The organism is Streptomyces sp. NPDC033174 (genome assembly GCF_055577795.1).
Genome location: NZ_JBVIPQ010000010.1, coordinates 169,339 through 194,496, shown reverse-complemented (window position 1 = coordinate 194,496; position 25,158 = coordinate 169,339). Strand labels below are relative to the sequence as shown.

The 25,158-nt window shown below is 71.4% G+C and carries 23 protein-coding genes; 2 read left to right on the top strand and 21 right to left on the bottom strand.

The features are described from left to right. Nucleotides 1–110 precede the first annotated feature (110 nt). From ACZ5VC_RS28640 to fmt, 4 genes are all read right to left on the bottom strand, one after another. Complete coding sequence (locus ACZ5VC_RS28640; RefSeq protein ID WP_469122874.1) at nt 111–1,157, bottom strand: sugar-binding transcriptional regulator; 1,047 nt, start codon at nt 1,155–1,157, stop codon at nt 111–113. Nucleotides 1,158–1,263: 106 nt separating this feature from the next. Further along, nucleotides 1,264–1,947, bottom strand: a complete 684-nt coding sequence (gene rpe / locus ACZ5VC_RS28635; protein ID WP_469122873.1) for a ribulose-phosphate 3-epimerase — start codon at nt 1,945–1,947, stop codon at nt 1,264–1,266. Nucleotides 1,948–2,100: 153 nt separating this feature from the next. After that, on the bottom strand, nt 2,101–3,522 hold the full coding sequence (locus ACZ5VC_RS28630) for an RsmB/NOP family class I SAM-dependent RNA methyltransferase (protein ID WP_469122872.1): 1,422 nt from the start codon (nt 3,520–3,522) through the stop codon (nt 2,101–2,103). Nucleotides 3,523–3,559: 37 nt separating this feature from the next. Beyond that, complete coding sequence (fmt, locus tag ACZ5VC_RS28625) at nt 3,560–4,504, bottom strand: methionyl-tRNA formyltransferase (RefSeq protein WP_469122871.1); 945 nt, start codon at nt 4,502–4,504, stop codon at nt 3,560–3,562. 225 nt (nt 4,505–4,729) lie between these two features. Here fmt and ACZ5VC_RS28620 point away from each other — a divergent pair, with 225 nt between their 5' ends. Then, entirely contained in the window at nt 4,730–5,266 is a 537-nt protein-coding gene (locus tag ACZ5VC_RS28620; RefSeq protein ID WP_469122870.1) for a hypothetical protein, read from the top strand. A 182-nt stretch (nt 5,267–5,448) separates the two neighbouring features. On the opposite strand, the gene ACZ5VC_RS28615 is transcribed toward ACZ5VC_RS28620, so the two are convergent. From ACZ5VC_RS28615 to pyrR, 14 genes are all read right to left on the bottom strand, one after another. Next, on the bottom strand, nt 5,449–7,593 hold the full coding sequence (locus ACZ5VC_RS28615; protein ID WP_469122869.1) for a primosomal protein N': 2,145 nt from the start codon (nt 7,591–7,593) through the stop codon (nt 5,449–5,451). Nucleotides 7,594–7,705: 112 nt separating this feature from the next. Then, the gene (metK, locus tag ACZ5VC_RS28610) at nt 7,706–8,914 is read right to left on the bottom strand and encodes a methionine adenosyltransferase (protein ID WP_468713126.1); all 1,209 of its coding nucleotides are present in this window, start codon (nt 8,912–8,914) and stop codon (nt 7,706–7,708) included. Between the two features lie 301 nt (nt 8,915–9,215). Beyond that, nucleotides 9,216–10,445, bottom strand: coding sequence for a bifunctional phosphopantothenoylcysteine decarboxylase/phosphopantothenate--cysteine ligase CoaBC (gene coaBC, locus ACZ5VC_RS28605; protein WP_469122868.1), 1,230 nt, complete (start codon nt 10,443–10,445; stop codon nt 9,216–9,218). Nucleotides 10,446–10,551: 106 nt separating this feature from the next. Further along, entirely contained in the window at nt 10,552–10,824 is a 273-nt protein-coding gene (gene rpoZ / locus ACZ5VC_RS28600; protein ID WP_005319902.1) for a DNA-directed RNA polymerase subunit omega, read from the bottom strand. A 43-nt stretch (nt 10,825–10,867) separates the two neighbouring features. After that, nucleotides 10,868–11,431, bottom strand: coding sequence for a guanylate kinase (gene gmk, locus ACZ5VC_RS28595; RefSeq protein ID WP_469122867.1), 564 nt, complete (start codon nt 11,429–11,431; stop codon nt 10,868–10,870). Nucleotides 11,432–11,468: 37 nt separating this feature from the next. Further along, nucleotides 11,469–11,792, bottom strand: coding sequence for an integration host factor (locus ACZ5VC_RS28590; RefSeq protein ID WP_451487703.1), 324 nt, complete (start codon nt 11,790–11,792; stop codon nt 11,469–11,471). Nucleotides 11,793–12,080: 288 nt separating this feature from the next. Continuing rightward, nucleotides 12,081–12,920, bottom strand: a complete 840-nt coding sequence (gene pyrF / locus ACZ5VC_RS28585; RefSeq protein WP_469122866.1) for an orotidine-5'-phosphate decarboxylase — start codon at nt 12,918–12,920, stop codon at nt 12,081–12,083. Continuing rightward, nucleotides 12,917–14,026, bottom strand: coding sequence for a quinone-dependent dihydroorotate dehydrogenase (locus tag ACZ5VC_RS28580; RefSeq protein ID WP_469122865.1), 1,110 nt, complete (start codon nt 14,024–14,026; stop codon nt 12,917–12,919). Before ACZ5VC_RS28580 ends, pyrF begins: the two co-directional genes overlap by 4 nt. Before the next feature lie 55 nt (nt 14,027–14,081). Next, entirely contained in the window at nt 14,082–17,390 is a 3,309-nt protein-coding gene (gene carB / locus ACZ5VC_RS28575; protein ID WP_469122864.1) for a carbamoyl-phosphate synthase large subunit, read from the bottom strand. Beyond that, nucleotides 17,383–18,525 carry a glutamine-hydrolyzing carbamoyl-phosphate synthase small subunit gene (gene carA / locus ACZ5VC_RS28570; protein WP_468713139.1) on the bottom strand — a complete coding sequence of 381 codons (1,143 nt, stop codon included), beginning with the start codon at nt 18,523–18,525 and terminating at the stop codon, nt 17,383–17,385. Before carA ends, carB begins: the two co-directional genes overlap by 8 nt. After that, complete coding sequence (locus ACZ5VC_RS28565) at nt 18,522–19,091, bottom strand: PH-like domain-containing protein (RefSeq protein WP_469122863.1); 570 nt, start codon at nt 19,089–19,091, stop codon at nt 18,522–18,524. Before ACZ5VC_RS28565 ends, carA begins: the two co-directional genes overlap by 4 nt. Further along, the gene (locus tag ACZ5VC_RS28560; RefSeq protein WP_468713142.1) at nt 19,088–20,374 is read right to left on the bottom strand and encodes a dihydroorotase; all 1,287 of its coding nucleotides are present in this window, start codon (nt 20,372–20,374) and stop codon (nt 19,088–19,090) included. Before ACZ5VC_RS28560 ends, ACZ5VC_RS28565 begins: the two co-directional genes overlap by 4 nt. A gap of 3 nt (nt 20,375–20,377) precedes the next feature. Then, entirely contained in the window at nt 20,378–21,355 is a 978-nt protein-coding gene (locus ACZ5VC_RS28555) for an aspartate carbamoyltransferase catalytic subunit (protein WP_469122862.1), read from the bottom strand. Nucleotides 21,356–21,463: 108 nt separating this feature from the next. Further along, the gene (gene pyrR / locus ACZ5VC_RS28550) at nt 21,464–22,042 is read right to left on the bottom strand and encodes a bifunctional pyr operon transcriptional regulator/uracil phosphoribosyltransferase PyrR (RefSeq protein ID WP_468713145.1); all 579 of its coding nucleotides are present in this window, start codon (nt 22,040–22,042) and stop codon (nt 21,464–21,466) included. 223 nt (nt 22,043–22,265) lie between these two features. On the opposite strand from pyrR, the gene bldD reads away from it, so the two are divergent. Then, nucleotides 22,266–22,766, top strand: coding sequence for a transcriptional regulator BldD (gene bldD, locus ACZ5VC_RS28545; protein WP_093608484.1), 501 nt, complete (start codon nt 22,266–22,268; stop codon nt 22,764–22,766). A 209-nt stretch (nt 22,767–22,975) separates the two neighbouring features. Here the strand turns inward: bldD and nusB are convergent, their stop codons facing one another. The 3 genes from nusB to ACZ5VC_RS28530 form a co-directional block, all read right to left on the bottom strand. Beyond that, nucleotides 22,976–23,407, bottom strand: coding sequence for a transcription antitermination factor NusB (nusB, locus tag ACZ5VC_RS28540; protein ID WP_468713148.1), 432 nt, complete (start codon nt 23,405–23,407; stop codon nt 22,976–22,978). Nucleotides 23,408–23,409: 2 nt separating this feature from the next. Next, nucleotides 23,410–23,976 carry an elongation factor P gene (gene efp, locus ACZ5VC_RS28535; RefSeq protein WP_468713150.1) on the bottom strand — a complete coding sequence of 189 codons (567 nt, stop codon included), beginning with the start codon at nt 23,974–23,976 and terminating at the stop codon, nt 23,410–23,412. Between the two features lie 67 nt (nt 23,977–24,043). Further along, a complete protein-coding gene (locus ACZ5VC_RS28530) occupies nt 24,044–25,150 on the bottom strand; it encodes an aminopeptidase P family protein (protein ID WP_469122861.1) in 1,107 nt (368 codons plus the stop codon). Nucleotides 25,151–25,158: the final 8 nt, after the last annotated feature.

Here is a 25,158-nt window from a genome sequence, read left to right as displayed (position 1 = left end):
GTAGTTCATTCTCCCACGCCCGCACGCCCATGCGGTCCCGGCCGAACGTCCAGGGCTTGGGGAGTCCCTCTTGTCGAATCCTCCAAGACGGGGGCTTCACCCCCACCGGCTCACTCGTCGGGGTCCGCCCGCTCGAGCGCCGGCCGCGGGCCCGGCTCGGACTCCGTCAGCAGGAAGTCGGCCGCCGCCGTGTCGGTGACGAGGCTGGTGACGAGCCCCGACCGCAGGACGGCCCCGATCGCCGCCGCCTTGCGCTGGCCGCCCGCGATCGCCACGACCTCCGGGATCCGGCGCAGCCGGTCCGCCTCGACCGTGATGCACCGCTCCCCCAGGTCACGCCCGACCCGGCGGCCCTGCCCGTCGAAGAGGTGCGCCGACATCTCGGCGGCCACACCGAGGGAGGCGTAGTGGGCACGCTCCTCGTCCGAGAGCATGTCGTGAACGGTCGAGATGCCCGGCTCCCAGGAGCCGATGGAGACGGCCGCCACCGTCACCTTGTCGAAGTACTCGAAGGCCCGGGCGATCCCGGTCTGGTTGCGCAGCGCGGCCGCGGTGGCCGGGTCGGGCAGCAGCATCGGCGCGTAGATGGGGTGGGCCTCGCCGCCGGAGACCTGGGCGGCACGCCGGACGGCCTCCACCGAGCCGCGCTCGGCGGTCCCGGCGTCGTACACGCCCGTGAGCTGGACGACGGTGCAGGGGGGCAGCCGGTCGAGGGCGGCGGCCATGTGAATCGTGGAGCGGCCCCAGGCCAGTCCGAGGACATCGCCCTCGTTCACCAGCTCGCCCAGCAGGTCGGCGGCGACCTCACCGAGGTTCTCCGGGTCCGGCGACTCGTCGTCGCCCTCGGACGGGGACTCGACGACGACCGCGTGGCGGAGGCCGTACCGGGCACGGAGCGCGTCGGAGCGCTCGGCGTCCAGCTCGGCGGGCACCCGGATCTCGATCCGTACGAGATCGCGCTCGAGAGCCGTCTCCAGGACCCGCGCGACCTTGAAGCGGCTGACGCCGAACTCCTCCGCGATCTGGATCTTGGACTTGCCCTCGAGATAGAAGCGGCGGGCCATGGCCGCCGCCTGTACCAGCTCCGCGGGTCCCATCCGCAGGGCTGACCGTCCCGCCGACATACCCGACACCGCGATCTCCTCACTGCTGTTCACACTCTGGACTCGCCGTTCATCCTGTCAGATGCGACGGTCCTTGATCAGTCCTGTTGGGCTGCGTTCATCTGCCCGTGGCCCAGCGGTCGCACGGCGTCACCCCGACTCAGTGGGCGCACGCCCAGGGTGCCGCGGCGATCGTCCGGTCCGCCTTGTCCCGCAGCGAGCGCACGGCCTGAGCGGGGTCCTGCGCGCCGTAGACGGCCGACCCCGCGACGAAGACGTCCGCCCCGGCCTCGGCGCAGCGCTCGATCGTGGAGTCCGAGACGCCGCCGTCGACCTGGAGCCACAGCTCCAGGCCGTGCTTGGAGATCAGCTCTCGGGTGCGGCGGATCTTCGGCAGCATGATGTCCAGGAACGCCTGGCCGCCGAAGCCCGGCTCCACGGTCATGATGAGCAGCATGTCGAGCTCGGGGAGCAGGTCCTCGAACGGCTCGATGGGCGTCGCGGGCTTCAGCGCCATGGAGGCTCGGGCGCCCTTGGCCCTGATCTCCCGGGCCAGCCGCACCGGCGCGGCCGCCGCCTCGACGTGGAAGGTGACCGAACCGGCGCCCGCCTCGACGTACTGCGGGGCCCAGCGGTCCGGGTCCTCGATCATGAGATGGCAGTCCAGCGGCGTCTTGGTCGCCCGGCTCAGCGATTCCACGATCGGCACGCCCAGGGTCAGGTTGGGCACGAAGTGGTTGTCCATCACATCGACATGGAGCCAGTCGGCACCTTCGACGGCCTTGGCCTCCTCGGCGAGGCGGGCGAAGTCTGCGGACAGAATGCTGGGGTAGATCTGGGCCATGTGCCAAGCCTGCCATGCTCTTGGCCACTTCTTTGCCGCGAAGCGGTTTCGGAGCGGGTTCGTTCGGGAGCCATGCCCGACGGGACCCCCACAGTCCGGGCAATCCCGGCTTTCCGAGGGCCCCGCCCGCCTTCCCCGACCGGGCGGCGAGGGTCAGGCGGTGCGCCGTACGAGCGCCAGGTACATCGCGTCCGTGCCGTGCAGATGCGGCCACAGCTGTACGTCCGGCCCTTCGCCGAGCGCGGGCACGCCGGGCATGAGCGGCCGGGCGTCGATCAGCTCCGCGCCGTCCGTCTTCTTCAGTACGTCGTTCACGACCACCCGGGTCTCGGCCAGGTGCGGGGAGCAGGTCGCGTAGCCCACCACTCCGCCGACCCGGACGGCCTTCAGGGCCTCGGCCAGCAGCCCGCGCTGGAGCGGTGCAAAGCTCTCCAGGTCCTCGGGGCGGCGGCGCCAGCGGGCTTCCGGGCGGCGGCGCAGGGCGCCGAGGCCGGAGCAGGGAACGTCCATGAGAACCCGGTCGAAGGAACCGGGACGCCATGGCGGCCTGGTGCCGTCGGCGGTGATGACCTGGTACGGGCCGGGGTTGCCGGCCAGCGCCCGCTCGACGAGCCGGGCACGGTGGGGCTGCTTCTCGGAGGCGAGGAGCGCGGCGCCGCGCTCGGCGGCGAGCGCACCCAGCAGGGCCGCCTTTCCGCCGGGGCCGGCGCAGCCGTCGAGCCAGCGGGCGTCGGGGCCCTCCAGGGGGGCGTTGGCGAGGGCGATCGCGACGAGCTGACTGCCCTCGTCCTGGACACCCGCGCGGTTCTCCTGCAGGGGAGCCAGCGCGCCGGGTTCCCCGCCCTCCGCCATCCGCACGGCGTACGGGGACCAGCGCCCGGGCAGGCCGGACTCCTCGCCCAGGACGTCGAGCAGCTCCTCCGGGGTGGAGCGCCCGGGCCGCGCGACGAGGGTGACCTCGGGCCGCTCGTTGTCGGCCTCCAGCAGGTCCTCGATGCCCGCGCGCCCGCCGCCGAGCGCGTCCCACAGGGCGGAGACGATCCAGCGGGGGTGCGAGTGCGTGACGGCGAGGTGGTCCTCGGCGTCCTCCTCGTACGGCGGTGCGACCTGTTCGAGCCAGGCGTCCAGGTCCTGCCGCGAGACCTTCCTGAGCACCGCGTTGACGAACTTGGCCCGCCCGTCGCCGAGCACCACCCGGGCCAGCTCCACGCTCGCGGATACCGCGGCATGGGTCGGGATGCGGGTGCCCAGGAGCTGGTGGACGCCGAGCGCCAGGACGTCGAGCACCGGCGGGTCCACCTCGCGCAGCGGCCGGTCGACGCAGGCCGAGATGATCGCGTCGTAGGTCCCCTGGCGCCGCAGCGTCCCGTACACCAGCTCGGTGGCGAGCGCCGCGTCGCGGCCGTCGAAGTCGCCCTTGTCCCTGGCCTTCTTGAGCAGCGGGGGCAGGACGAGGTTCGCGTAGGCGTCACGCTCGTCGACGGCCCGCAGCGCCTCGAAGGCGAGGATCCGGACGGGATCCTTCTTGGGGCGCCGGTGCGGCGTGGGGGGACGGCGACGTGCCTGCTCGCTCAAAAGGTGCTCCGCTGACGAAGTGAGAGGTTGAACCCTCTCAGCCTACGTCCGCGCCGCCGACCTTCTCGCCCGGGGCGATCCGCACCCCGCGCGCCCAGTCGGCGGCGCGCATCGGCTTCTTGCCCTGCGGCTGGACCCAGAGCAGCTCGACGGCGTGCGAGCCGGTGCCGGCATAGACGTTGTTCTTGCCGACGGCGAGCTCGCCGGGGCGCAGGTCGGCGCGGTCGGGGACGGGGGCGACCTGGATCAGCTTGAGACGCTCGCCGCGGAAGACGGTCCAGGCGCCGGGCGCGGGGGTGCAGCCGCGGACGACGCGGTCGACGCGCATGGCCGGCGCCGTCCAGTCCACGCGTGCGTTCTCGACGGTGATCTTGGGTGCGAGGGTGATGCCCTCGGTCGGCTGCGGGACGGCCTTCAGGGTGCCGTCCTCGATGCCGTCCATGGTGGCGGCCAGCAGCCCGGCGCCGGCGAAGGCGAGCCGGGTGAGCAGGTCGCCGCTGGTGTCGGTGGGGCGCACGTCCTCGGTGACGACTCCGTACACCGGCCCGGAGTCCAGCCCCTCCTCGATCAGGAACGTGGAAGCGCCGGTGACCTCGTCCCCGGCCATGAGGGAGTGCTGGACGGGCGCGGCGCCGCGCCAGGCCGGCAGCAGCGAGAAGTGCAGATTGACCCAGCCCCGGGCCGGGATGTCGAGGGCCGCCTTGGGCAGCAGCGCGCCGTAGGCGACGACCGGGCAGCAGTCGGGGGCGATCTCGCGCAGCCGGGCGAGGAACTCCTCGTCGCGCGGCCGGTGCGGCTTGAGGACCTCGATCCCCGCCTCCTCCGCCCGCTCGGCCACCGGGCTCGCGACCAGCCTGCGGCCGCGCCCGGCGGGCGCGTCGGGACGGGTGACGACCGCGGCCACCTCGTGCCGCCCGGAGGCGAGCAGGGCGTCCAGGGCGGGTACGGCGACCTCGGGGGTGCCTGCGAAGACGAGCTTCATCGTTGGCTGACTGCCTGTCTGTTCGGGGCGGTTGCGGGCAGCGCACCAGTCTATGGGCCGGGGCGCCAGGGGGCGTACGTATGGGTGTGCGCCCCGCGCATATGCGCATACGCCCCCACAGCGTGACCACAACGACGGCTGGCGCGTTGGTCAAGAGAGATTGACCAAAACGGGCCGCCCCGGTGCGGCCCGATCCTTTTCAACGCCGGTTCGAGAGGCTTGTAAATGGCCGACCACGCAACGCACGACGCCCAAGCCCGGGCAAGCCTGCACCTGCTGGTGCGGGACATCGAGCGGGTCCGCCGGCAGGTGGACGCTCTGCGCACGCTCACGGCCCAGCTGGGCAATGTCTACCGTCCGCGCCGCTCCGGCCCGTCGACGGGCTTCGTCGTGTACGGCAGGGCTCCGGCCCCGACAGTCCGCCTCGCCCAGGAACTGCGGGACAGCGTCGAGACCCTGGTCACCGCCGCGGTGGACTTCGACCGCTCGCTGGGCTTCTCGTGGGACGCGGTGGGCTCGGCGCTCGGGGTCACGAAACAGGCGGTCCACCGCCGCTACGGCGCGCGCCGCGCGGTGCAGCCCGCGGGCACGGTGGTGGACGCCGACCGCGCCCCGGAGCCGGGTACGACCCGTACCCTCCCCGCCCCGCCCGTCCCCGCGGTCCCGGCGGCCCGCTCGATGCCCCCCCAGCCTTCAGCCACCACCCAGTCCCTCCGCGAGGACCTCCGCCCGAACGCCTTCCCCGGCCCTCGCAACGGCTGACTTCCCGCGCTCTGGCCGCCTTGCCGTACGGGGTGCGGTGGGGCGGCTGTGGTGTGCGGGGGGCCGGGAGGAAGCCGCCCGCACGGCCGGCGGCCGAGCCCGATGGCCCACGCGGTCGGGGCGGAGCCCCGGTTCCGGGAAGGGGCGGGTGGGGAAAGCCCGCCGCAGGCGGCCCCACGCCCTCAGCCGATGTCCGGCGGGTCCACCCTGATGCGGAGGGGTTCGCCCGCGCCGCGGGCCATCCGGGCCGCCTGGGCCGCCTTCAGAGAGGCCGCCAGGGCCGACCCGCTGCCCGGGGGCACGCGGAGCAGGGCGCGTTCCCACACCTCCCCCGGGGGGCTGTCGCCGGGGCGACGGGGGCCGCCCGGGCGGGTGACCGGGAGGGGGACCGGGCCCAGGACCTCCGCGTCGGGGGGCAGCTCGGCCGCCGCCAGGAACGCGGCCAGGGCGTCGGGGCGGCCGCTCACCGCCGCCATTCTCGAGACCGGCGGAAAGCCCAGCTCGGCCCGCTCCGCGAGCTCACGCTGCGCGTGTCCCACGGGGTCCCACCGGACCAGCGCCTGGACGGGCCTCAGCGTCGGCTCGGCCACGACGACGACCGTGCCGCCCTCCGCCTGTCCGCGCACCAGCGACGCCGCGTCGATCCAGCGCCGGAGCGCCTCCTCGCCGGCCCGCAGGTCGGGTCTGCCGAGCATCGCCCAGCCGTCGAGCAGCAGCGCGGCCGCGTAGCCGCCCTCGGCGACCGGCTCGGCGCCGGGTGTGCTGACGACGAGGGCCGGCCGCCCCGGCACGGTGTCCAGCACATGGTCCCGTCCCGACGTCCGCACCGGCACCGCCGGAAACGCCCGCCCCAGCTCCTCCGCCGTGCGCCGCGCGCCGACCACCTGGGCCCGCAGCCGCGTACCCCCGCACTCGGAGCAGTGCCAGCCGCTCTCTCCCCGCCCGCACCACCCGCAGCGCAGGTCCTGCTGCTCCGGCGCCTCCAGCGGCCCCGCGCACTGCCGGCAGCGCGCGGGCGTGCGGCACCTCTCGCAGGCGAGTCTCGGCACATAGCCGCGCCTCGGCACCTGGACGAGTACGGGCCCGTTCTTCAAGCCGTCCCGTACGACGTTCCAGGCGAGCGACGGCAGCCGCGCCGCCCTGGCCGCCTCGTCACGCGCCAGGTCCGTGTCGCCGACGGTCCGCACGAGCGGCGCGGCGATCCGTATTTGTTCCCGGTCCGCCGTCAACGGCAGCGCCCACCCGGTCTCGACCAGCTGCGCCGCCTCCACCGTGCAGCTCGTACTGCCCAGCAGGAAGGCGCACTTGTCGTGGGCGGCGCGCAGCAGCAGCACCTCGCGGGCGTGGGGCAGCGGAGCGTGGAGTTCGCTGTGGCTGGAGTCCCCGTCGTCCCAGATCGCGACGAGCCCGAGCTCGCGTACCGGCGCGAACATCGCGGCGCGGGTCCCGACGACGGCCCGCACGGACCCCCGGCGGACGGCGAGCCACTCGCGATAGCGCTTCTCGGGCCCGGCCTCGGCCGTGAGCACGGCGTGCCGCCCCTCCCCGAGCAGGGCGGTCAGCGCGGCGTCCACGCGGCCGACGGCCCGCCCGTCGGGCACGACCACCAGCGCGCCACGCCCCGAGGCCAGCGTCGCGGCCACCGCGCGGGCCAGCTCCTCGGCCCAGTGCGGCCCGGGCAGCGCGTTCCAGACGGCGCGCGGCGCCCCGCCCTGTGCGAGCGCCGCCAGGAACGCGGGCCCCTTCCCGTACCGCCCCCATGTCCCGGGCTCCGGCGCCGACGGCGCGGGCAGCGGCTCCGGCGACGGTTTGGACTCGGCGCGCGCGCTGCGCGGCGGGATCGCCAGCTGGAGCACGTCGGCGAGGCTGCCCGCGTACCGGTCGGCGACAGCCCGGGCGAGCCCGAGCAGGCCGGGGCTGAGCACCGGCTCGGGCGACACCACGTCGGCGAGCGCGGCCAGCGGCCCCGAGTAGTCCGAGTCGGCGCGCCGCTCGATCACGAACCCGTCGATGAGCCGCCCGCCCTCGCGCCGCCCGTCGCGCACCTGGTGCGCCCCGGCGCCGAACCGCACCCGCACCCGCACCCCCGGCCGCGCGTCCGCGTCCAGTTCCTCGGGCACCGCGTAGTCGAAGAACTGATCGAGGTGGAGCACGCCCTTGTTGACGACCACGCGCGCGACGGGCAGCTCCTTCGCCAGCGCGGCCCCCCGCCACGTCCGTGGCTTCGCGCGGGGCACCTTCGCCTTCCGCACGGTCTCCCTGATGAGCGCGAGCTGCTCCGGCGGCTCGCCCGCGGGGCGCTCGGGGGTCTCGTTCTCGCTGCTCACAGCCAAAGTCAACCAGACCCCACTGACAGCCGTGGCGGGCGCGGGGCAAGGCCGGGAACGGCCGAGAGCCCGGCACCCCACCGGGTACCGGGCTCTCGTGGCGAAGCGGTGACTACAGGCCGGCGGCCTTGCGCAGTGCGTCCACGCGGTCCGTGCGCTCCCAGGTGAAGTCGGGGAGCTCGCGGCCGAAGTGGCCGTACGCCGCGGTCTGGGCGTAGATCGGGCGCAGCAGGTCGAGGTCGCGGATGATCGCGGCCGGGCGGAGGTCGAAGACCTCGGCGATGGCGTTCTCGATCTTCTCGGTCTCGATCGTGTTGGTGCCGAAGGTCTCGACGAAGAGACCGACCGGCTCCGCCTTGCCGATCGCGTACGCGACCTGGACCTCACAGCGCGCGGCGAGGCCGGCGGCCACGACGTTCTTGGCGACCCAGCGCATGGCGTAGGCGGCCGAGCGGTCGACCTTGGACGGGTCCTTGCCGGAGAAGGCGCCGCCGCCGTGGCGTGCCATGCCGCCGTAGGTGTCGATGATGATCTTGCGGCCGGTGAGGCCGGCGTCGCCCATCGGGCCGCCGATCTCGAAGCGGCCGGTCGGGTTCACCAGGAGGCGGTAGCCCTCGGTGTCCAGCTTGATGCCGTCGTCCAGGAGCTGCTTGAGGACGTGCTCGACGACGAACTCGCGGATGTCGGGCGCGAGCAGCGACTCCAGGTCGATGTCCGAGGCGTGCTGCGAGGAGACGACGACGGTGTCGAGGCGGACGGCCTTGTCGCCGTCGTACTCGATGGTGACCTGGGTCTTGCCGTCGGGGCGCAGGTACGGGATGGTCCCGTTCTTGCGGACCTCGGTCAGACGGCGGGACAGCCGGTGCGCGATGTGGATCGGGAGCGGCATCAGCTCGGGCGTCTCGTCGGACGCGTAGCCGAACATCAGGCCCTGGTCGCCGGCACCCTGTGCGTCGAGGTCGTCGTCGTCGCCCTCGACCCGCTTCTCGTAGGCCGTGTCCACACCCTGGGCGATGTCGGGCGACTGCGACCCGATGGAGACCGAGACGCCGCAGGACGCGCCGTCGAAGCCCTTCTTCGAGGAGTCGTACCCGATCTCGAGGATCTTGTTGCGTACGAGGGTGGGGATGTCGGCCCAAGCCTTGGTGGTCACCTCGCCGGCCACGTGCACCAGACCGGTGGTGATCAAGGTCTCCACCGCGACACGCGAGGTGGGGTCCTCACGGAGCAGCGCGTCGAGGATGGTGTCGCTGATCTGGTCAGCGATCTTGTCGGGGTGACCCTCGGTCACGGACTCCGAGGTGAAGAGACGACGGGACACAATGCTCCCTGTGGTTGCAGCGGCTGCTGGCTGATCAATGAAGGACCGGCAGGGGGCTGCGCCCCGCGTCGTTCCGAGAACAGTTTATCGGGCGCTCTCGCCCGGTGGACCAGGTGTCTCGCAAGGTGGGAGCCGTATCACCCGCGAAAGGGACACCCACCGTACGGCGAACGGCCCCCTCCGGCGACCGGAAGGCCCGGGATCACTGGGTTGGTCCGCCCCTCAGGCTAACCGGGAATTCGTCTGAAATCTTCACGATTCCATCCGTTCCGACTGCTCCCACCTGCGCTCCAGCCGGTTTCTAGGCCGGCCGAGGGGCGAGACGCGGTGCCACGAGGTCCCAGACGATCTCCGCGAGCGCTTCCTTGGGACCGTACGGGACGGGCGTCTCGTCGCCGTCCGCAGCCAGCACCACGGCTTCGTTCTCCTCGGAGCCGAAGGTCTTGCGCTCCCCGACCTCATTGACCACGAGCAGGTCGCAGCCCTTGCGGCGGAGCTTCTCGCGGCCGTTGGCCAGCACGTCGTCGGTCTCGGCGGCGAAGCCGACGATCACCTGCTCGGGGCGGGCCCGGTCGGCGGAGACCTCGGCGAGGATGTCGGGGTTGCGCACCAGCTCGACGGTCGGCGCTCCCCCGTCGTCCTTCTTCTTGATCTTCCCCGGGGCGTAGGAGGCGGGGCGGAAGTCCGCGACCGCCGCGGCCATCACCACCGCGTCGGCGTCGGCGGCCGCCTTGAGAACGGCTTCGCGCAGCTGGACGGCGGTGCCGACATGGACGACGTCGACACCTGCCGGGTCCGGGATGCCGGTGTTGGCCTCGACCAGGGTGACGCGGGCGCCCCGGGCGGCGGCGGCCTTGGCGAGCGCGTATCCCTGCTTGCCGGAGGACCGGTTCCCGAGGTAGCGGACCGGGTCGAGGGGTTCGCGCGTCCCGCCTGCGCTGACCACGACATGGCGCCCCTTGAGATCCGGCTCGGCGACGCCACGGGCCAGCACCCGTCGGCAGACCTCGAAGATCTGCTCCGGGTCGGGCAGCCGGCCCTTGCCGGTGTCGACACCGGTGAGGCGGCCGACCGCGGGTTCGATGACGACGGCGCCGCGGCGGCGCAGCGTGGCCACGTTCTCCTGGGTGGCGGGGTGCTCCCACATCTCGGTGTGCATGGCGGGCGCGAACACGACCGGACAGCGTGCGGTGAGGAGGGTGTTGGTCAGCAGGTCGTCGGCGAGCCCGTGGGCGGCCTTGGCGAGCATGTCGGCGGTGGCCGGCGCCACGACGACGAGGTCGGCCGCCTGTCCGATCCGTACGTGCGGGACCTCGTGGACGTCCGACCAGACCTCGGTGGACACCGGGTGCCCGGAGAGCGCCGACCAGGTTGCGGCGCCGACGAAGTGCAGCGCCGACCCGGTCGGGACGACCCGTACGTCGTGTCCGGACTCGGTGAGCCTCCGCAGCAGCTCGCACGCCTTGTAGGCGGCGATTCCGCCGGTGACCCCCAGGACGACCTTCGGCCTGTCCCCCGCGCTCGCGCTCACTGCGCCTCCCGGCATTCGGTTTCGTACGCCTCCATCGGACACCCTCCATCAGACACCACAGGCCCGGCGGATGTTCCGCCGGGCCTGTGGTGAAAAGCGATATGCGCTACTGGGCCGGGCCCTCGATGGCCTCGGAGGTCAGCAGTCCCGCGTTGATCTCCCGCAGGGCGATCGAGAGCGGCTTCTCGTGGACGTGGGTGTCCACGAGCGGACCCACGTACTCGAGCAGGCCCTCACCGAGCTGCGAGTAGTACGCGTTGATCTGGCGTGCACGCTTGGCCGCGTAGATCACGAGGCTGTACTTCGAGTCAGTGGCCTCGAGCAACTCGTCGATCGGCGGGTTGATGATGCCCTCGGGCGCGGTGATGGAAGAGGACACGCTCTAGCCTTCCGAAGAAACTACTGGGGTGATCAGAAAAAGATCAAACAACTTCCATCAAGGCTAGCAGCTCACGCGCCACGTCCTCGACGGAGGTGTTGACCAGGGTGGTGTCGAACTCCGACTCGGCCGCCAGCTCGATCTTGGCGGCGGCGAGCCGGCGCTCGATGACCTCGGGCGACTCGGTCCCCCGGCCGGTCAGCCGGCGGACCAGCTCGTCCCAGCTCGGCGGTGCCAGGAAGACCAGCTGGGCCTCCGGCATCGACTCACGGACCAGCCGCGCTCCCTGGAGGTCGATCTCCAGGAGGACGGGCTCACCCCGGTCCAGCCGCTCCAGTACGGCGCCGCGCGGTGTGCCGTAGCGGTTGCCCGCGAACTCGGCCCACTCCAGCAGCTCGCCATTGGCGACCAGCTTGTCGAAGTCCTCGTCCGATACGAAGTAGTACTGGACGCCCTCCCGCTCGCCGGGGCGCGGCTTGCGGGTGGTGGCGGAGACCGACAGCCAGACCTCTGGGTGGACCTTGCGCATATGAGCGACGACCGTGCTCTTGCCGACCCCGGAGGGGCCGGAGAGCACGGTCAGCCGCGGACGTACGTGTGCAGCCATGCGGCGATTATTCCAGCTTCCCGGGTATGCCCGGGACTCAGGCGCCGGTGCTGCCGAACTCGCGCTCCAAGGAGGCGATCTGGTTGGACCCGAGACCCCGCACGCGGCGGCTCTCGGAGATGCCGAGGCGCTCCATGATCTGCTTGGCGCGGACCTTGCCCACGCCCGGCAGGGACTCCAGGAGGGCGGAGACCTTCATCTTGCCGATGACGTCGTTCTCCTGGCCCTGCTTGATGACCTCCTGCAGGGAGGCGCCGGAGTGCTTGAGTCGATTCTTGACCTCGGCCCGCTCCCGGCGAGCCGCGGCGGCCTTTTCGAGCGCGGCTGCGCGCTGTTCAGGGGTAAGGGGCGGAAGAGCCACGCCTACGTCACCTCGGATGTCGAACTGTCGGATACGGACCGGTGAGGAACGAGGTCGCCCCACACCAGGGGAGCAACGCCGCAACCCAGTGACTGTTGCGACGCCGACTCTCGACGGAGACTAGCGGCCATGGCCGCTCCAGTCAGCGAGAAAAGACTAAAAGTCCTGGTCAGCATCGACCGACCAGGACAATTAGGTCATAAAGACCGGGATTTGAGCCAAGTTTCCGTCAAGCGATCTTCCGGTTGTCCACCCACCGGTCCCGGTGGGGTCCGGCATCCGGTCACTTCAACCGTTCACGGCGGTCCTGACCTCGTCGGCGTACCGGGCGGCGGAGTCCCGCAGCGCGGCCGCGTCGGGGCCGTGCTTCAGCACACCGCGGCTGACATTGGGCACCACATTGCGCACGGCGGCGCCGAAGACCGCCGGGAGGTCGGCGGGGGTGGCGCCCTGGGCGCCGATGCCGGGGGCCAGGAGCGGTCCGTTGATGTCCAGGTCGAAGGAGGACAGGTCGCCGAGGGTGGCGCCCACGACGGCTCCGAAGGAGCCCATGGGGCTCTCGCCGGCGTTCTCCTCCGCGAGGTGGGCGAGCATCGTCGCCCCGATCGTGCGGCCGTCCGCCCGGACCGCCCGCTGGACCTCGGCGCCCTCGGGGTTGGAGGTGAGCGCCAGGACGAAGAGGCCCGCGCCGCTCTCCCGCGCCAGGTCGACCGCGGGCCGCAGCGAGCCGTAGCCCAGGTACGGGGAGACCGTCAGCGCGTCCGAGAACAGCGGCGAGTCCTTGCGCAGGAAGGTCTCCGCGTAGGCGCCCATGGTCGAGCCGATGTCACCGCGCTTGGCGTCCATGACGACCAGACCGCCCGCGGCGCGCAGGTCGGCGACGGCCCGCTCGAGGACGGCGATGCCCTTCGAGCCGAACCGCTCGAAGAACGCGGACTGCGGCTTGAATACGGCGACCCGGTCGGCGAGCGCGTCCACCACGGTCCGTGTGAAGGTCTCCAGGCCCTGGATGTCGTCGCCCAGGCCCCAGGCGCTCAGCAGCGAGGCGTGCGGGTCGATGCCGACGCAGAGCGGGCCCCGGGTGTCCATGGCGTGGCGCAGACGGGCGCCGAAGGAGTCGAGGGTCACAGGGAGGCCTTCCGGGTCTCGGCACCGACCGCGTCGGCGAGGGTGGAGTAGGGGCCGGCCTTGAGGCGCGCGGCGAGGCCCTTGTGGATCGCGCGGGCGTAGAAGGGGCCCTCGTAGATGAAGGCGCTGTAGCCCTGGACGAGGGTGGCGCCGGCGAGGATGCGCTGCCAGGCGTCCTCGGCGTTCTCGATGCCGCCGACGCCCACGAGGGTGATCCGGTCCCCCACGCGCGCGTAGAGGCGCCTGAGGACCTCCAGGGAGCGTGCCTTGACCGGGGCACCCGACAGGCCGCCGGTCTCCTTGACCAGGGAAGGAGAGGACTTCAGGCCCAGGCCCTCACGGGCGATGGTGGTGTTGGTGGCGATGATGCCGTCCAGACCGAGCTCCAGGGCCAGGTCCGCGACGGCGTCGACGTCCTCGTCCGCGAGGTCCGGCGCGATCTTGACGAGGAGCGGGACCCGGCGGTCGGTGACCGTGCGGTCGGCGGCCTCGCGTACGGCGGTGAGGAGCGGCCGGAGCGACTCGGTGGCCTGGAGGTTGCGCAGGCCGGGCGTGTTCGGGGAGGAGACATTGACGACCAGGTAGTCCGCGTGGCGGGCGAGACGCTCGGTCGACTTCACGTAGTCGGCGGCCGCCTCGGCCTCCGGGACGGCCTTGGTCTTGCCGATGTTGACGCCCACGACGGTCCTGAAGACGGGAACGCGTGCGGCGAGCCGTGCGGCTACGGCGGCGGAGCCCTCGTTGTTGAAGCCCATGCGGTTGATCAGGGCGCGGTCCGGTACGAGCCGGAAGAGGCGCTTCTTGGGGTTGCCGGGCTGGGCCTCGCCGGTGACCGTGCCGATCTCGACGTGGTCGAAGCCGAGCATCGACATGCCGTCGATGGCGACGGCGTTCTTGTCGAAGCCCGCCGCGAGCCCGAAGGGGCCGTGCATGCGCAGGCCGAACGCCTCGGTGCGCAGCTCCTTGTGGCGGGGCGCGAGAACGGCCGCGACGAAGGTCCGCAGGACCGGGACGCGGGCCGCGAGGCGGATCCACCGGAAGGCCAGGTGGTGGGCCTGCTCGGGGTCCATGCGCTTGAAGACCAGCCGGAAGAAGAACTTGTACATGGTGATGTCCTCATGAGGAGGGGGACACCGTTTCCGGTGTCCCCCTCGTGGGCTGCTAGTCGCGGGCCGCGATCAGATGCTGCGCGTGTTCCTGGAGTGAGCGCACGCCCACACCCCCGTGGTTGAGGGCGTCGATGCCCTGGACGGCCGCGGCGAGCGCCTGGACCGTCGTCAGGCACGGGACGCCGCGCGAGACCGCGGCGGTCCGGATCTCGTAGCCGTCGAGGCGGCCGCCGGTGCCGTACGGGGTGTTGACGATGAGGTCGACCTCGCCGTCGTGGATCAGGCGGACGATGGTCTTCTCGCCGTTCGGCCCCTCGCCCTCGGACTGCTTGCGCACGACCGTGGCGTTGATGCCGTTGCGCTTGAGGACCTCGGCCGTGCCGGAGGTGGCGAGCAGCTCGAAGCCGTGCGCGACCAGCTCGCGCGCCGGGAAGATCATCGAGCGCTTGTCGCGGTTGGCGACCGAGATGAAGGCGCGGCCCTTGGTGGGCAGCGGGCCGTACGCGCCGGCCTGCGACTTGGCGTACGCCGTGCCGAAGACCGAGTCGATGCCCATGACCTCACCGGTGGAGCGCATCTCGGGGCCGAGGACGGTGTCCACACCGCGGCCGTGGATGTCGCGGAAGCGGCTCCACGGCATCACGGCCTCCTTGACGGAGATCGGCGCGTCGAGCGGCAGGGTGCCGCCGTCGCCGTTCTTCGGCAGCAGGCCCTCGGCGCGGAGCTCGGCGATGGTGGCGCCCAGCGAGATGCGGGCGGCGGCCTTCGCCAGCGGGACCGCGGTCGCCTTCGAGGTGAAGGGGACGGTCCGGGAGGCACGGGGGTTGGCCTCCAGGACGTAGAGGATGTCGCCGGCCATCGCGAACTGGATGTTGATCAGTCCGCGCACACCCACGCCCTTGGCGATGGCCTCCGTGGAGGCGCGCAGGCGCTTGATGTCGAAGCCGCCGAGGGTGATCGGGGGCAGGGCGCAGGCCGAGTCGCCGGAGTGGATACCGGCCTCCTCGATGTGCTCCATGACGCCGCCGAGGTAGAGCTCGGTGCCGTCGTAGAGCGCGTCGACGTCGATCTCGATGGCGTCGTCGAGGAAGCGGTCGACCAGGACCGGCCGGGTGGGGCTGATCTCGGTGGACTCGGCGATGTACGACTCGAGACGGGTCTCGTCGTAGACGATCTCCATGCCGCGGCCGCCGAGCACGTACGAGGGGCGCACGAGGACGGGGTAACCGATCTCGTCGGCGATGGCCTTGGCCCCGGTGAAGGTGGTCGCGGTGCCGTGCTTGGGGGCCGGGAGGCCCGCCTCGGCGAGGACCTGGCCGAAGGCGCCGCGGTCCTCGGCGGCGTGGATGGCCTCGGGGGAGGTGCCCACGACCCGGACGCCGTTGTCCTTGAGCGCCTGGGCGAGACCCAGCGGGGTCTGGCCGCCGAGCTGGACGACGACACCGGCGATCGGGCCGGCCAGCGACTCGGCGTGGACGATCTCCAGGACGTCCTCCAGGGTGAGCGGCTCGAAGTAGAGCCGGTCGGAGGTGTCGTAGTCGGTGGAGACGGTCTCCGGGTTGCAGTTGACCATCACGGTCTCGTAGCCCGCGTCGCTGAGCGCGAAGGAGGCGTGGACGCAGGAGTAGTCGAACTCGATGCCCTGGCCGATGCGGTTCGGGCCGGAGCCCAGGATGATCACGGCGGGCTTCTCGCGGGTGGCGACCTCCGACTCCTCGTCGTACGAGGAGTAGAAGTACGGCGTCTTCGCCGCGAACTCGGCGGCGCAGGTGTCGACCGTCTTGTAGACCGGGCGGACGCCGAGCGCGTGCCGGACCTCGCGGACGACGTCCTCGCGCAGGCCGCGCAGCTCGGCGATCTGGACGTCGGAGAAGCCGTGGCGCTTGGCCTCGGCGAGCAGCTGGGGCTCGAGCTTCTCGGCGGCGCCCAGCTCGTCGGCGATCTCCTTGATCAGGAAGAGCTGGTCGACGAACCAGGGGTCGATCTTCGTGGCGTCGAAGACCTCTTCCTGGGTGGCGCCGGCGCGGATGGCCTGCATGACGGTGTTGATGCGGCCGTCGGTCGGGCGGGCCGCCTCGCGCAACAGCTCGGCCTTGTCGCCGGGCTCGCCGACGAAGGTGAACTGCGAGCCCTTCTTCTCCAGGGAGCGCAGGGCCTTCTGCAGCGCCTCGGTGAAGTTCCGGCCGATCGCCATGGCCTCGCCGACCGACTTCATGGTCGTGGTCAGCGTGGAGTCGGCGGAGGGGAACTTCTCGAAGGCGAAGCGCGGGGCCTTGACCACGACGTAGTCGAGCGTCGGCTCGAAGGAGGCCGGGGTCTTCTCGGTGATGTCGTTGGGGATCTCGTCGAGCGTGTAGCCGACGGCGAGCCGGGCCGCGATCTTGGCGATCGGGAAGCCGGTGGCCTTCGAGGCGAGCGCCGAGGAGCGGGAGACACGCGGGTTCATCTCGATGACGATGATCCGGCCGTCGTCCGGGTTGACCGCGAACTGGATGTTGCAGCCGCCGGTGTCGACGCCGACCTCGCGGATGATCGCGATGCCGATGTCGCGCAGCCGCTGGTACTCGCGGTCCGTGAGGGTCATCGCCGGGGCGACGGTGATCGAGTCACCGGTGTGCACGCCCATCGGGTCGAAGTTCTCGATGGAGCAGACGACCACGACGTTGTCGTTCTTGTCGCGCATCAGCTCCAGCTCGTACTCCTTCCAGCCGAGGATGGACTCCTCCAGGAGCACCTCGGTGGTCGGGGAGAGCGTGAGGCCCTGGCCGGCGATGCGGCGCAGCTCGTCCTCGTTGTGGGCGAAGCCGGAGCCGGCGCCGCCCATGGTGAAGGAGGGGCGGACGACGACGGGGTAGCCGCCGAGGGTGTCGACGCCCTTGAGGACGTCGTCCATCGAGTGGCAGATGACCGAGCGGGCGGACTCGCCGTGGCCGATCTTCTCGCGGACGGCCTCGACGACACCCTTGAAGAGGTCGCGGTCCTCGCCCTTGTTGATGGCCTCGACATTGGCGCCGATGAGCTCGACGTTGTACTTCTCCAGCACACCCTGCTCGTGCATGGAGATGGCGGTGTTCAGCGCGGTCTGGCCGCCGAGGGTGGGCAGCAGCGCGTCGGGGCGCTCCTTGGCGATGATCTTCTCGACGAACTCGGGGGTGATCGGCTCGACGTAGGTGGCGTCGGCGATCTCCGGGTCGGTCATGATCGTGGCCGGGTTGGAGTTGACCAGGATGACGCGCAGACCCTCGGACTTGAGGACGCGGCAGGCCTGGGTGCCGGAGTAGTCGAACTCGGCGGCCTGACCGATGACGATCGGACCGGAGCCGATGACCAGGACGGACTGGATGTCGGAGCGCTTAGGCACGCTGGCCCTCCATCAGGGAAACGAAGCGGTCGAAGAGGTACGCGGCGTCGTGCGGGCCCGCGGCCGCCTCGGGGTGGTACTGGACGCTGAAGGCCGGCTGGTCGAGCAGCTGGAGGCCTTCGACGACCTGGTCGTTCAGACAGACGTGGGAGACCTCGGCGCGCCCGTAGGGGGTCTGGGAGACCTTGTCGAGCGGGGCGTCGACGGCGAAGCCGTGGTTGTGCGCGGTGACCTCGACCTTGCCGGTCGTGCGGTCCTGCACCGGCTGGTTGATGCCGCGGTGGCCGTACTTCAGCTTGTAGGTGCCGAAGCCGAGCGCGCGGCCGAGGATCTGGTTGCCGAAGCAGATGCCGAAGAGCGGGGTCTTGCGCTCCAGCACGCCCTGCATGACGGAGACGGGGCCGTCGGCGGTGGCCGGGTCACCGGGGCCGTTGGAGAAGAAGACTCCGTCCGGGTTCACCGCGTACACGTCCTCGACGGTGGCGGTGGCGGGCAGCACGTGCACCTCGATGCCGCGCTCGGCCATCCGGTGCGGGGTCATGCCCTTGATGCCGAGGTCGACGGCGGCGACGGTGAAGCGCTTGGTGCCGATGGCGGGGACGACGTACGTCTCCTTGGTGGCGACCTCCGCGGAGAGGTCGGCGCCCTTCATCTGCGGGGCTTCCTTGACGCGGGCCAGCAGCGCGGCGTCGTCGGCGAGGGAGGCGCCGGAGAAGATCCCGACCCGCATCGCGCCGCGCTCCCGCAGGTGGCGGGTGAGGGCGCGGGTGTCGATGCCGCTGATGCCGACGACGCCCTGGCGCTCGAGCTCCTCGTCGAGCGAGCGCCGGGAGCGCCAGTTCGAGGGGACGCGGGCGGGGTCGCGCACGACATAACCGGCGACCCAGATCCGCTGCGACTCGTAGTCCTCGTCGTTGATGCCGGTGTTGCCGACGTGCGGGGCCGTCATGACGACCACCTGGCGGTGGTACGACGGGTCGGTGAGGGTCTCCTGGTAGCCGGTCATGCCGGTGGAGAACACGGCCTCGCCGAAGGTCTCCCCCACGGCCCCGTAGGCGCGGCCGCGGAAGGTGCGGCCGTCCTCCAGGACGAGTACGGCGGGAGCTTCGGCAGCTCCCCGGGTGGAGGTCGTCATCGTGCGGTGCCTTCCGTCGTGATTGCTTGGTTCATGGAGTTGATCGCCTCGACCCAGTCGGCGTGCTCGGCCGCCCGGTCGGAGCGGAAGCCCGAGTCGAGCAGCTGGTCGCCGTGCGCCCAGGTGATGATCAGCAGGCCGCCCTCGGCGAGGACCTTGCCCGCGATGCCCTTGTCGAGGCGGGCCTCGCGCAGCGCCGCGGCCGGGATGAAGAAGTCGCTCGCCCCGGGGCGTACGACCTCCACGCCCGCGTCCGTGAGGGTCAGCTCGACGCGGCTGCGGCTGCCGAGACCGTGGGCGACGATCCGGTCGAGCCACTGCCCGGCGGTCGTCGAGCCGTGGTACCGGCCGCTCATGCTCAGTTTCGTCGCGCCGGGCGCCCCGGGCGCGGTGGGGAGCTCGGGAAGCCCCGACTGGAGGCTTTCCCGCCACTTCCAGCCCTGGCGCATCAGCCAGTAGACGAAGGCGACGAAGAGCGCGAGGCCGACCACCCAGCCGATGCGTCCGGCCCAGTTGGTCACCTCCGCCGAGCGCTCTTCGGCGGCGAGGATGAGGAGAGATGTCACGCGAGCTTCCCGTCGACGACCGTGGCGCGGCCCCGCAGGAAGGTGTGGGTGACGCGACCCGGCAGCTCGCGGCCCTCGTAGGGGGTGTTGCGGCTGCGGGAGGCGAAGCCCGCGGGGTCCACTGCTCCACGGTATGCCGGATCGACCAGGGTCAGGTTGGCGGGCTCACCTGCCGAGACGGGACGGCCATGGCCCTCGAGGCGGCCGATCTGCGCCGGGCGGAAGGACATCCGGTCGGCGACGCCGGCCCAGTCGATGAGACCGGTGTCGACCATCGTCTGCTGGACGACCGAGAGAGCGGTCTCCAGGCCGACCATGCCCATGGCGGCCGCGGCCCACTCGCAGTCCTTGTCCTCGTGCGGGTGCGGGGCGTGGTCGGTGGCGACGCAGTCGATGGTGCCGTCGGCGAGCGCCTCGCGCAGGGCCATGACGTCTGCCTCGGTGCGCAGCGGCGGGTTGACCTTGTAGACGGGGTTGTACGTCCGGACCAGCTCGTCGGTGAGGAGGAGGTGGTGCGGGGTGACCTCGGCGGTGACGTCCCAGCCCTTGGACTTGGCCCAGCGGACGATTTCGACGGAGCCGGCGGTGGAGAGGTGGCAGATGTGCACCCGGGAGCCTACGTGGGCGGCGAGGAGGACATCGCGGGCGATGATCGACTCCTCGGCGACGGCGGGCCAGCCGCCGAGACCGAGCTCGGCGGAGACAACGCCCTCGTTCATCTGGGCGCCCTCGGTCAGGCGGGGCTCCTGGGCGTGCTGGGCGACGACGCCGTCGAAGGCCTTCACGTACTCCAGGGCGCGGCGCATGATCACGGCGTCGTCGACGCACTTGCCGTCGTCGGAGAAGACCTTCACCCCGGCGGCGGAGTCGTGCATGGCGCCGAGCTCGGCGAGCTGCTTGCCCTCCAGGCCGACGGTGACGGCCCCGACGGGCTGCACGTCGCAGTAGCCGGACTGCCGGCCGAGCCGCCAGACCTGCTCCACGACACCGGCGGTGTCGGCGACGGGGAAGGTGTTGGCCATGGCGTGCACGGCGGTGTAGCCGCCCTTGGCGGCGGCCTTGGTGCCAGTCAGGACGGTCTCGGAGTCCTCGCGGCCCGGCTCGCGCAGGTGGGTGTGGAGGTCGACGAGGCCGGGGAGGAGGATCTGTCCCCCGGCGTCGACGACCTGGGCGCCGGCCGCGTCGAGGTCCGTGCCGACCTGGGCGATGGTCTCGCCGTCGATCAGGACGTCCCGCACCTCGCCGCCGAGCACCTTCGCGCCACGAATCAGGATCTTGCTCATGTCTTACTTCTCCTCGGTACGCGCGTGGGTGACGGCGGGCTCGTTGCCGCCCAGAAGCAGATACAGGACGGCCATGCGGATGGAGACGCCGTTGGTGACCTGCTCGACGACCGTGCAGCGGTCGGAGTCGGCGACCTCGGCGGTGATCTCCATGCCGCGGACCATCGGGCCGGGGTGCATGACGATGGCGTGCTCCGGCATCTTGGACATGCGCTCGCCGTCGAGCCCGTACCGCCGCGAGTACTCGCGCTCGGTCGGGAAGAAGGCGGCGTTCATGCGCTCGCGCTGCACACGAAGCATCATCACCGCGTCGGACTTCGGGAGCACGCTGTCGAGGTCGTACGACACCTCCGCGTGCCAGTTCCCTACGCCGACCGGCAGCAGGGTGGGCGGCGCGACGAGGGTGACTTCGGCCCCGAGGGTGTGCAGTAGGTCGACGTTGGAGCGGGCGACGCGGCTGTGCAGCACGTCGCCGACGAGGGTGATGCGCTTGCCGGAGAGGTCCTGGCCGAGGCCCTCGTCGCGGCCGATGAGGCGGCGGCGCATGGTGAAGGCGTCGAGCAGGGCCTGGGTGGGGTGCTGGTGGGTGCCGTCACCGGCGTTGATGACGGGTGCGTCGATCCAGCCGGAGGTGGCGAGCCGGTAGGGGGCGCCGGAGGCACTGTGCCGGATGACGACCGCGTCGACTCCCATCGCCTCCAGGGTCTGGGCGGTGTCCTTGAGCGACTCGCCCTTGGAGACGCTCGAGCCCTTGGCGGCGAAGTTGATGACGTCGGCGGACAGGCGCTTTTCGGCCGCTTCGAAGGAGATGCGGGTCCGGGTGGAGTCCTCGAAGAAGAGGTTGCAGATCGTGCGGCCGCGCAGCGTCGGCAGCTTCTTGATCGGCCGGTCGGCGACCCGGGCCATCTCCTCGGCGGTGTCGAGGATCAGGACGGCTTCGTCGCGGGTGAGGTCGGCGGCCGAGATGAGGTGACGCATCATCTGGGTGTGCTCCGTGGTGGGAGATCAGGGCCCCGGGGGTACCCCGGAAGACTCGTGGGCGTGCGGGCGCGCAGGGGTGTGCCCCCGGGCCCGCCGGTGGAGCCGGTCCTAGGCGGAGGCGGGCTGCGTACCGAGCAGCACGGTGTCGCGACCGTCCTCCTCGGCGAGCTGGACCTTGACCGTCTCCCGCAGCGACGTGGGGAGGTTCTTGCCGACGTAGTCGGCACGGATGGGCAGTTCGCGGTGGCCCCGGTCGACGAGGACGGCGAGCTGGACGGCCCGGGGCCGGCCGATGTCGCCGAGCGCGTCGAGGGCGGCCCGGATGGTGCGGCCGGAGAAGAGCACGTCGTCGACCAGGACGACCAGGCGGCCGTCGATGCCGTCCCCGGGGATCTCGGTGCGGGCCAGCGCGCGGGCGGGCCGCATCCGCAGGTCGTCGCGGTACATGGTGATGTCGAGGGAGCCGACCGGGATCTTCCGTCCGGTGATCTCCGCGAGCTTGTCGGCCAGTCGGCGGGCGAGGAACACGCCGCGCGTGGGAATGCCGAGGAGCACCACGTCGTCGGCGCCCTTGGCGCGCTCGACGATCTCATGGGCGATACGGGTCAGTACCCGCGCGATGTCGGGCCCCTCGAGAACGGGGCGTGCGGCATCGGGATGGTGCGCTGTCTGCTGCTGGGCGTCCATATGAAACGGACCTCCTTCTCCGCCTCACGGGACGGACCTTAAAGGACGTCGGATTTGCGCCATCCACGGTACCAGGGCCCGGAGGGGTCCTGACCCTCACCCCTTTGGGTGATCGGGTGCGGATCCATTCGGCTTGACGCAAGCTTGTAACGCTGCGTAACCTCACAGTGAGTTACCAGCCGCGCGGCGGAGCCGCACGTTGTCACAGCGTCCGGGGAGCTATATGTCCAGCGAATACGCAAAACAGCTCGGGGCCAAGCTCCGCGCTATCCGCACCCAGCAGGGCCTGTCCCTCCATGGTGTGGAGGAGAAGTCCCAGGGCCGCTGGAAGGCCGTCGTGGTCGGGTCGTACGAGCGCGGCGACCGTGCCGTCACGGTACAGCGCCTCGCCGAGCTGGCGGACTTCTACGGGGTCCCGGTGCAGGAGCTCCTGCCGGGCACCACACCGGGCGGAGCCGCCGAGCCGCCGCCGAAGCTCGTCCTCGACCTCGAGCGCCTTGCCCACGTCCCGCAGGAGAAGGCCGGCCCGCTGCAGCGCTACGCCGCCACGATCCAGTCCCAGCGCGGTGACTACAACGGCAAGGTGCTGTCGATCCGCCAGGACGACCTGCGCACCCTCGCCGTGATCTACGACCAGTCGCCCTCGGTGCTGACCGAGCAGCTGATCAGCTGGGGCGTCCTGGACGCGGACGCGCGCCGCGCGGTCGCCCACGAAGAGGCGTGAGACAGGGCTTACGCCGCTTCAGCAGAAACGTTGCCGCCGGGGCGGCGGGAGCCTTCGGGTGCCCGCCGCCCCGGCGGTTTTCCGTTTGCGCTCCGGGTTTCGGGGCCGTAGGCGTTCGGGGGCCGCAGGGCGTTTCCGGGCCGTACGGCGAAGGGGCCCGCAGCACCGAGTGCTGCGGGCCCCTTCGCCTGCCGGGGAGAGCCGGTCGGCTAGGCGTCCCGGCGAAGGCTCGGCTTCAGGTCCTTGAAGCGGGCCAGCAGTCCGTTGACGAACGACGGCGACTCGTCGGTGGAGAATTCCTTGGCGAGCTGCACCGCCTCGTCCATCGCCACCGCGTCGGGCGTCTCGTCCTCCCAGAGCAGCTCGTACGCGCCGAGCCGCAGGATGTTCCGGTCCACGACCGGCATCCGGTCGAGGGACCAGCCCACCGCGTAGGTGGCGATCAGGTCGTCGATGCGGTCCGCGTACTGCGCGTACCCCTCGACGAGCTGCATCGTGTACTCGTTGACCGGCGGCTGCCGGTCGTCGGAGCGCGCGTGCCGAATCCAGTCCGCGAGGACCTGCTGCACGGACGTGCCGCGCTGATCGGCCTCGAAGAGGATCTGGAAGGCCCGCTTACGGGCCTTGTTCCGGGCAGCCACGGTTAGCTGTTCACCCGGCCGAGGTAGTCGCTGGTGCGGGTGTCGACCTTGATCTTCTCACCGGTGGTGATGAAGAGCGGGACCTGGATCTGGTGACCGGTCTCCAGCGTCGCCGGCTTGGTGCCACCGGTGGAGCGGTCGCCCTGAACACCCGGCTCGGTCTCCTGGACGGTCAGCTCGACGGCGGCCGGGAGCTCCACGTAGAGCACCTCGCCCTCGTGCTGGGCCACGGAGGCGGTGAAGCCCTCGATGAGGAAGTTGGCGGCGTCGCCGACGGCCTTGCGGTCGACCATGAGCTGGTCGTACGTCTGCATGTCCATGAAGACGAAGTACTCGCCGTCCATGTACGAGAACTGCATGTCGCGGCGGTCGATGGTGGCCGTTTCGACCTTCACACCGGCGTTGAACGTCTTGTCGACGACCTTGCCGGAGAGCACGTTCTTGAGCTTGGTGCGCACGAAGGCGGGGCCCTTGCCGGGCTTGACGTGCTGGAACTCGACGACGGACCAGAGCTGGCCTCCGTCGAGCTTGAGCACCATGCCGTTCTTGAGGTCGTTCGTGGAAGCCACGGTTGCGGAATCTCCTGGACTGACGCTGGTGGACGACCGAGGAATGCGAAGGGTTCGCGGGCGCGCGCTAGAGCGCGAGCAGCTCCTTGGTCGTGATGGTGAGTAGCTCGGGTCCGCCGTCCGCCTCCTGGCGCACGACGAGCGTGTCATCGATCCGGACTCCGCCCCGGCCCGGGAGGTGGACCCCCGGTTCGACGGTGACCGGCACACAAGCGTCCAGTTTACCCATGGCCGAGGGTGCGAGCTGCGGGTCCTCGTCGATTTCGAGCCCTACACCATGGCCGGTGAGCGGCGGGAGGCCCTCGCCGTGGCCCGCGGACTCCAGCGGCTGACGGGCCGCGCGGTCCACCTCGCGGTACTCGCGGCCGGGTGCGAGTGCCTCCCGGCCGGCCCGCTGAGCGGCGAAGACGAGCTCGTACAGCTCGATCTGCCAGTCCGCCGGGGTCGTTCCGATGACGAAGGTACGGCCGATCTCGCAACGGTAGCCGCGGTAGTTGGCGCCGAGGCAGACGGAGAGGAAATCGCCCTCCTCGACGCGGCGGTCGGTGGGCCGGTGGGCACCGAGGCCCGAGTGCGGCCCGGTCGCCACGGACGTGGGGAACGCGGGGCCGTCCGCGCCGTGGTCGACGAGCCTGCGCTCCAGCTCCAGCGCCAGATGCCGTTCCGTACGCCCCACGAGGATCGACTCCAGGAGCTCTCCGAGCGCCTGGTCGGCGATCTCGGCGGCAATCCGCAAACAGGCGATCTCGTCCTCGTCCTTGACGATCCGCAGCTGCTCGACGGCCCCTCCCAGGTCGGCGAGGCGCAGCCGGGACGCGATGGAGCCCATGGCCCGGTGGCGGGCGACGGTCAGATGGTGTTCCTCCACGGCGAGCGCGTCCGCCCCGGCCTTCCGGGCGAAGTCGACGGCGGCGACCGCGGGGTCCCCGCTGCTGGTGGGAAGCACGGTCAGCCGCAGCTCCTCGTCAGGGCGGCCTTCCGCCGGATCACCGGTCGGGGCGGTGGGGCACAGCAGGACGTCCTCACCGGCGCCGAGCAGCAGAACCGCACCGGGCGGCGAGCCGCCCGCGAGATAGCGGACGTTGGCGGGGCGGGAGACCAGTGCGGCCGTGCTTCCCGCTGCTGCACACCGGTCGCGCAGCCGGGCACGACGGTCCGCATACACCTCTGACATGCTTCGAG

Coding starts and splice junctions, on each gene's coding strand:
- ACZ5VC_RS28560 (WP_468713142.1), bottom strand. CDS start 20,374: ATGAGCAAGATCCTGATTCGTGGCGCGAAGGTGCTCGGCGGCGAGGTG.
- ACZ5VC_RS28620 (WP_469122870.1), top strand. CDS start 4,730: ATGGCCGACCACGCAACGCACGACGCCCAAGCCCGGGCAAGCCTGCAC.
- ACZ5VC_RS28555 (WP_469122862.1), bottom strand. CDS start 21,355: ATGATGCGTCACCTCATCTCGGCCGCCGACCTCACCCGCGACGAAGCC.
- ACZ5VC_RS28580 (WP_469122865.1), bottom strand. CDS start 14,026: ATGTACAAGTTCTTCTTCCGGCTGGTCTTCAAGCGCATGGACCCCGAG.
- carA (WP_468713139.1), bottom strand. CDS start 18,525: ATGACGACCTCCACCCGGGGAGCTGCCGAAGCTCCCGCCGTACTCGTC.
- bldD (WP_093608484.1), top strand. CDS start 22,266: ATGTCCAGCGAATACGCAAAACAGCTCGGGGCCAAGCTCCGCGCTATC.
- gmk (WP_469122867.1), bottom strand. CDS start 11,431: ATGGCTGCACACGTACGTCCGCGGCTGACCGTGCTCTCCGGCCCCTCC.
- fmt (WP_469122871.1), bottom strand. CDS start 4,504: ATGAAGCTCGTCTTCGCAGGCACCCCCGAGGTCGCCGTACCCGCCCTG.
- ACZ5VC_RS28530 (WP_469122861.1), bottom strand. CDS start 25,150: ATGTCAGAGGTGTATGCGGACCGTCGTGCCCGGCTGCGCGACCGGTGT.
- pyrR (WP_468713145.1), bottom strand. CDS start 22,042: ATGGACGCCCAGCAGCAGACAGCGCACCATCCCGATGCCGCACGCCCC.
- rpe (WP_469122873.1), bottom strand. CDS start 1,947: ATGGCCCAGATCTACCCCAGCATTCTGTCCGCAGACTTCGCCCGCCTC.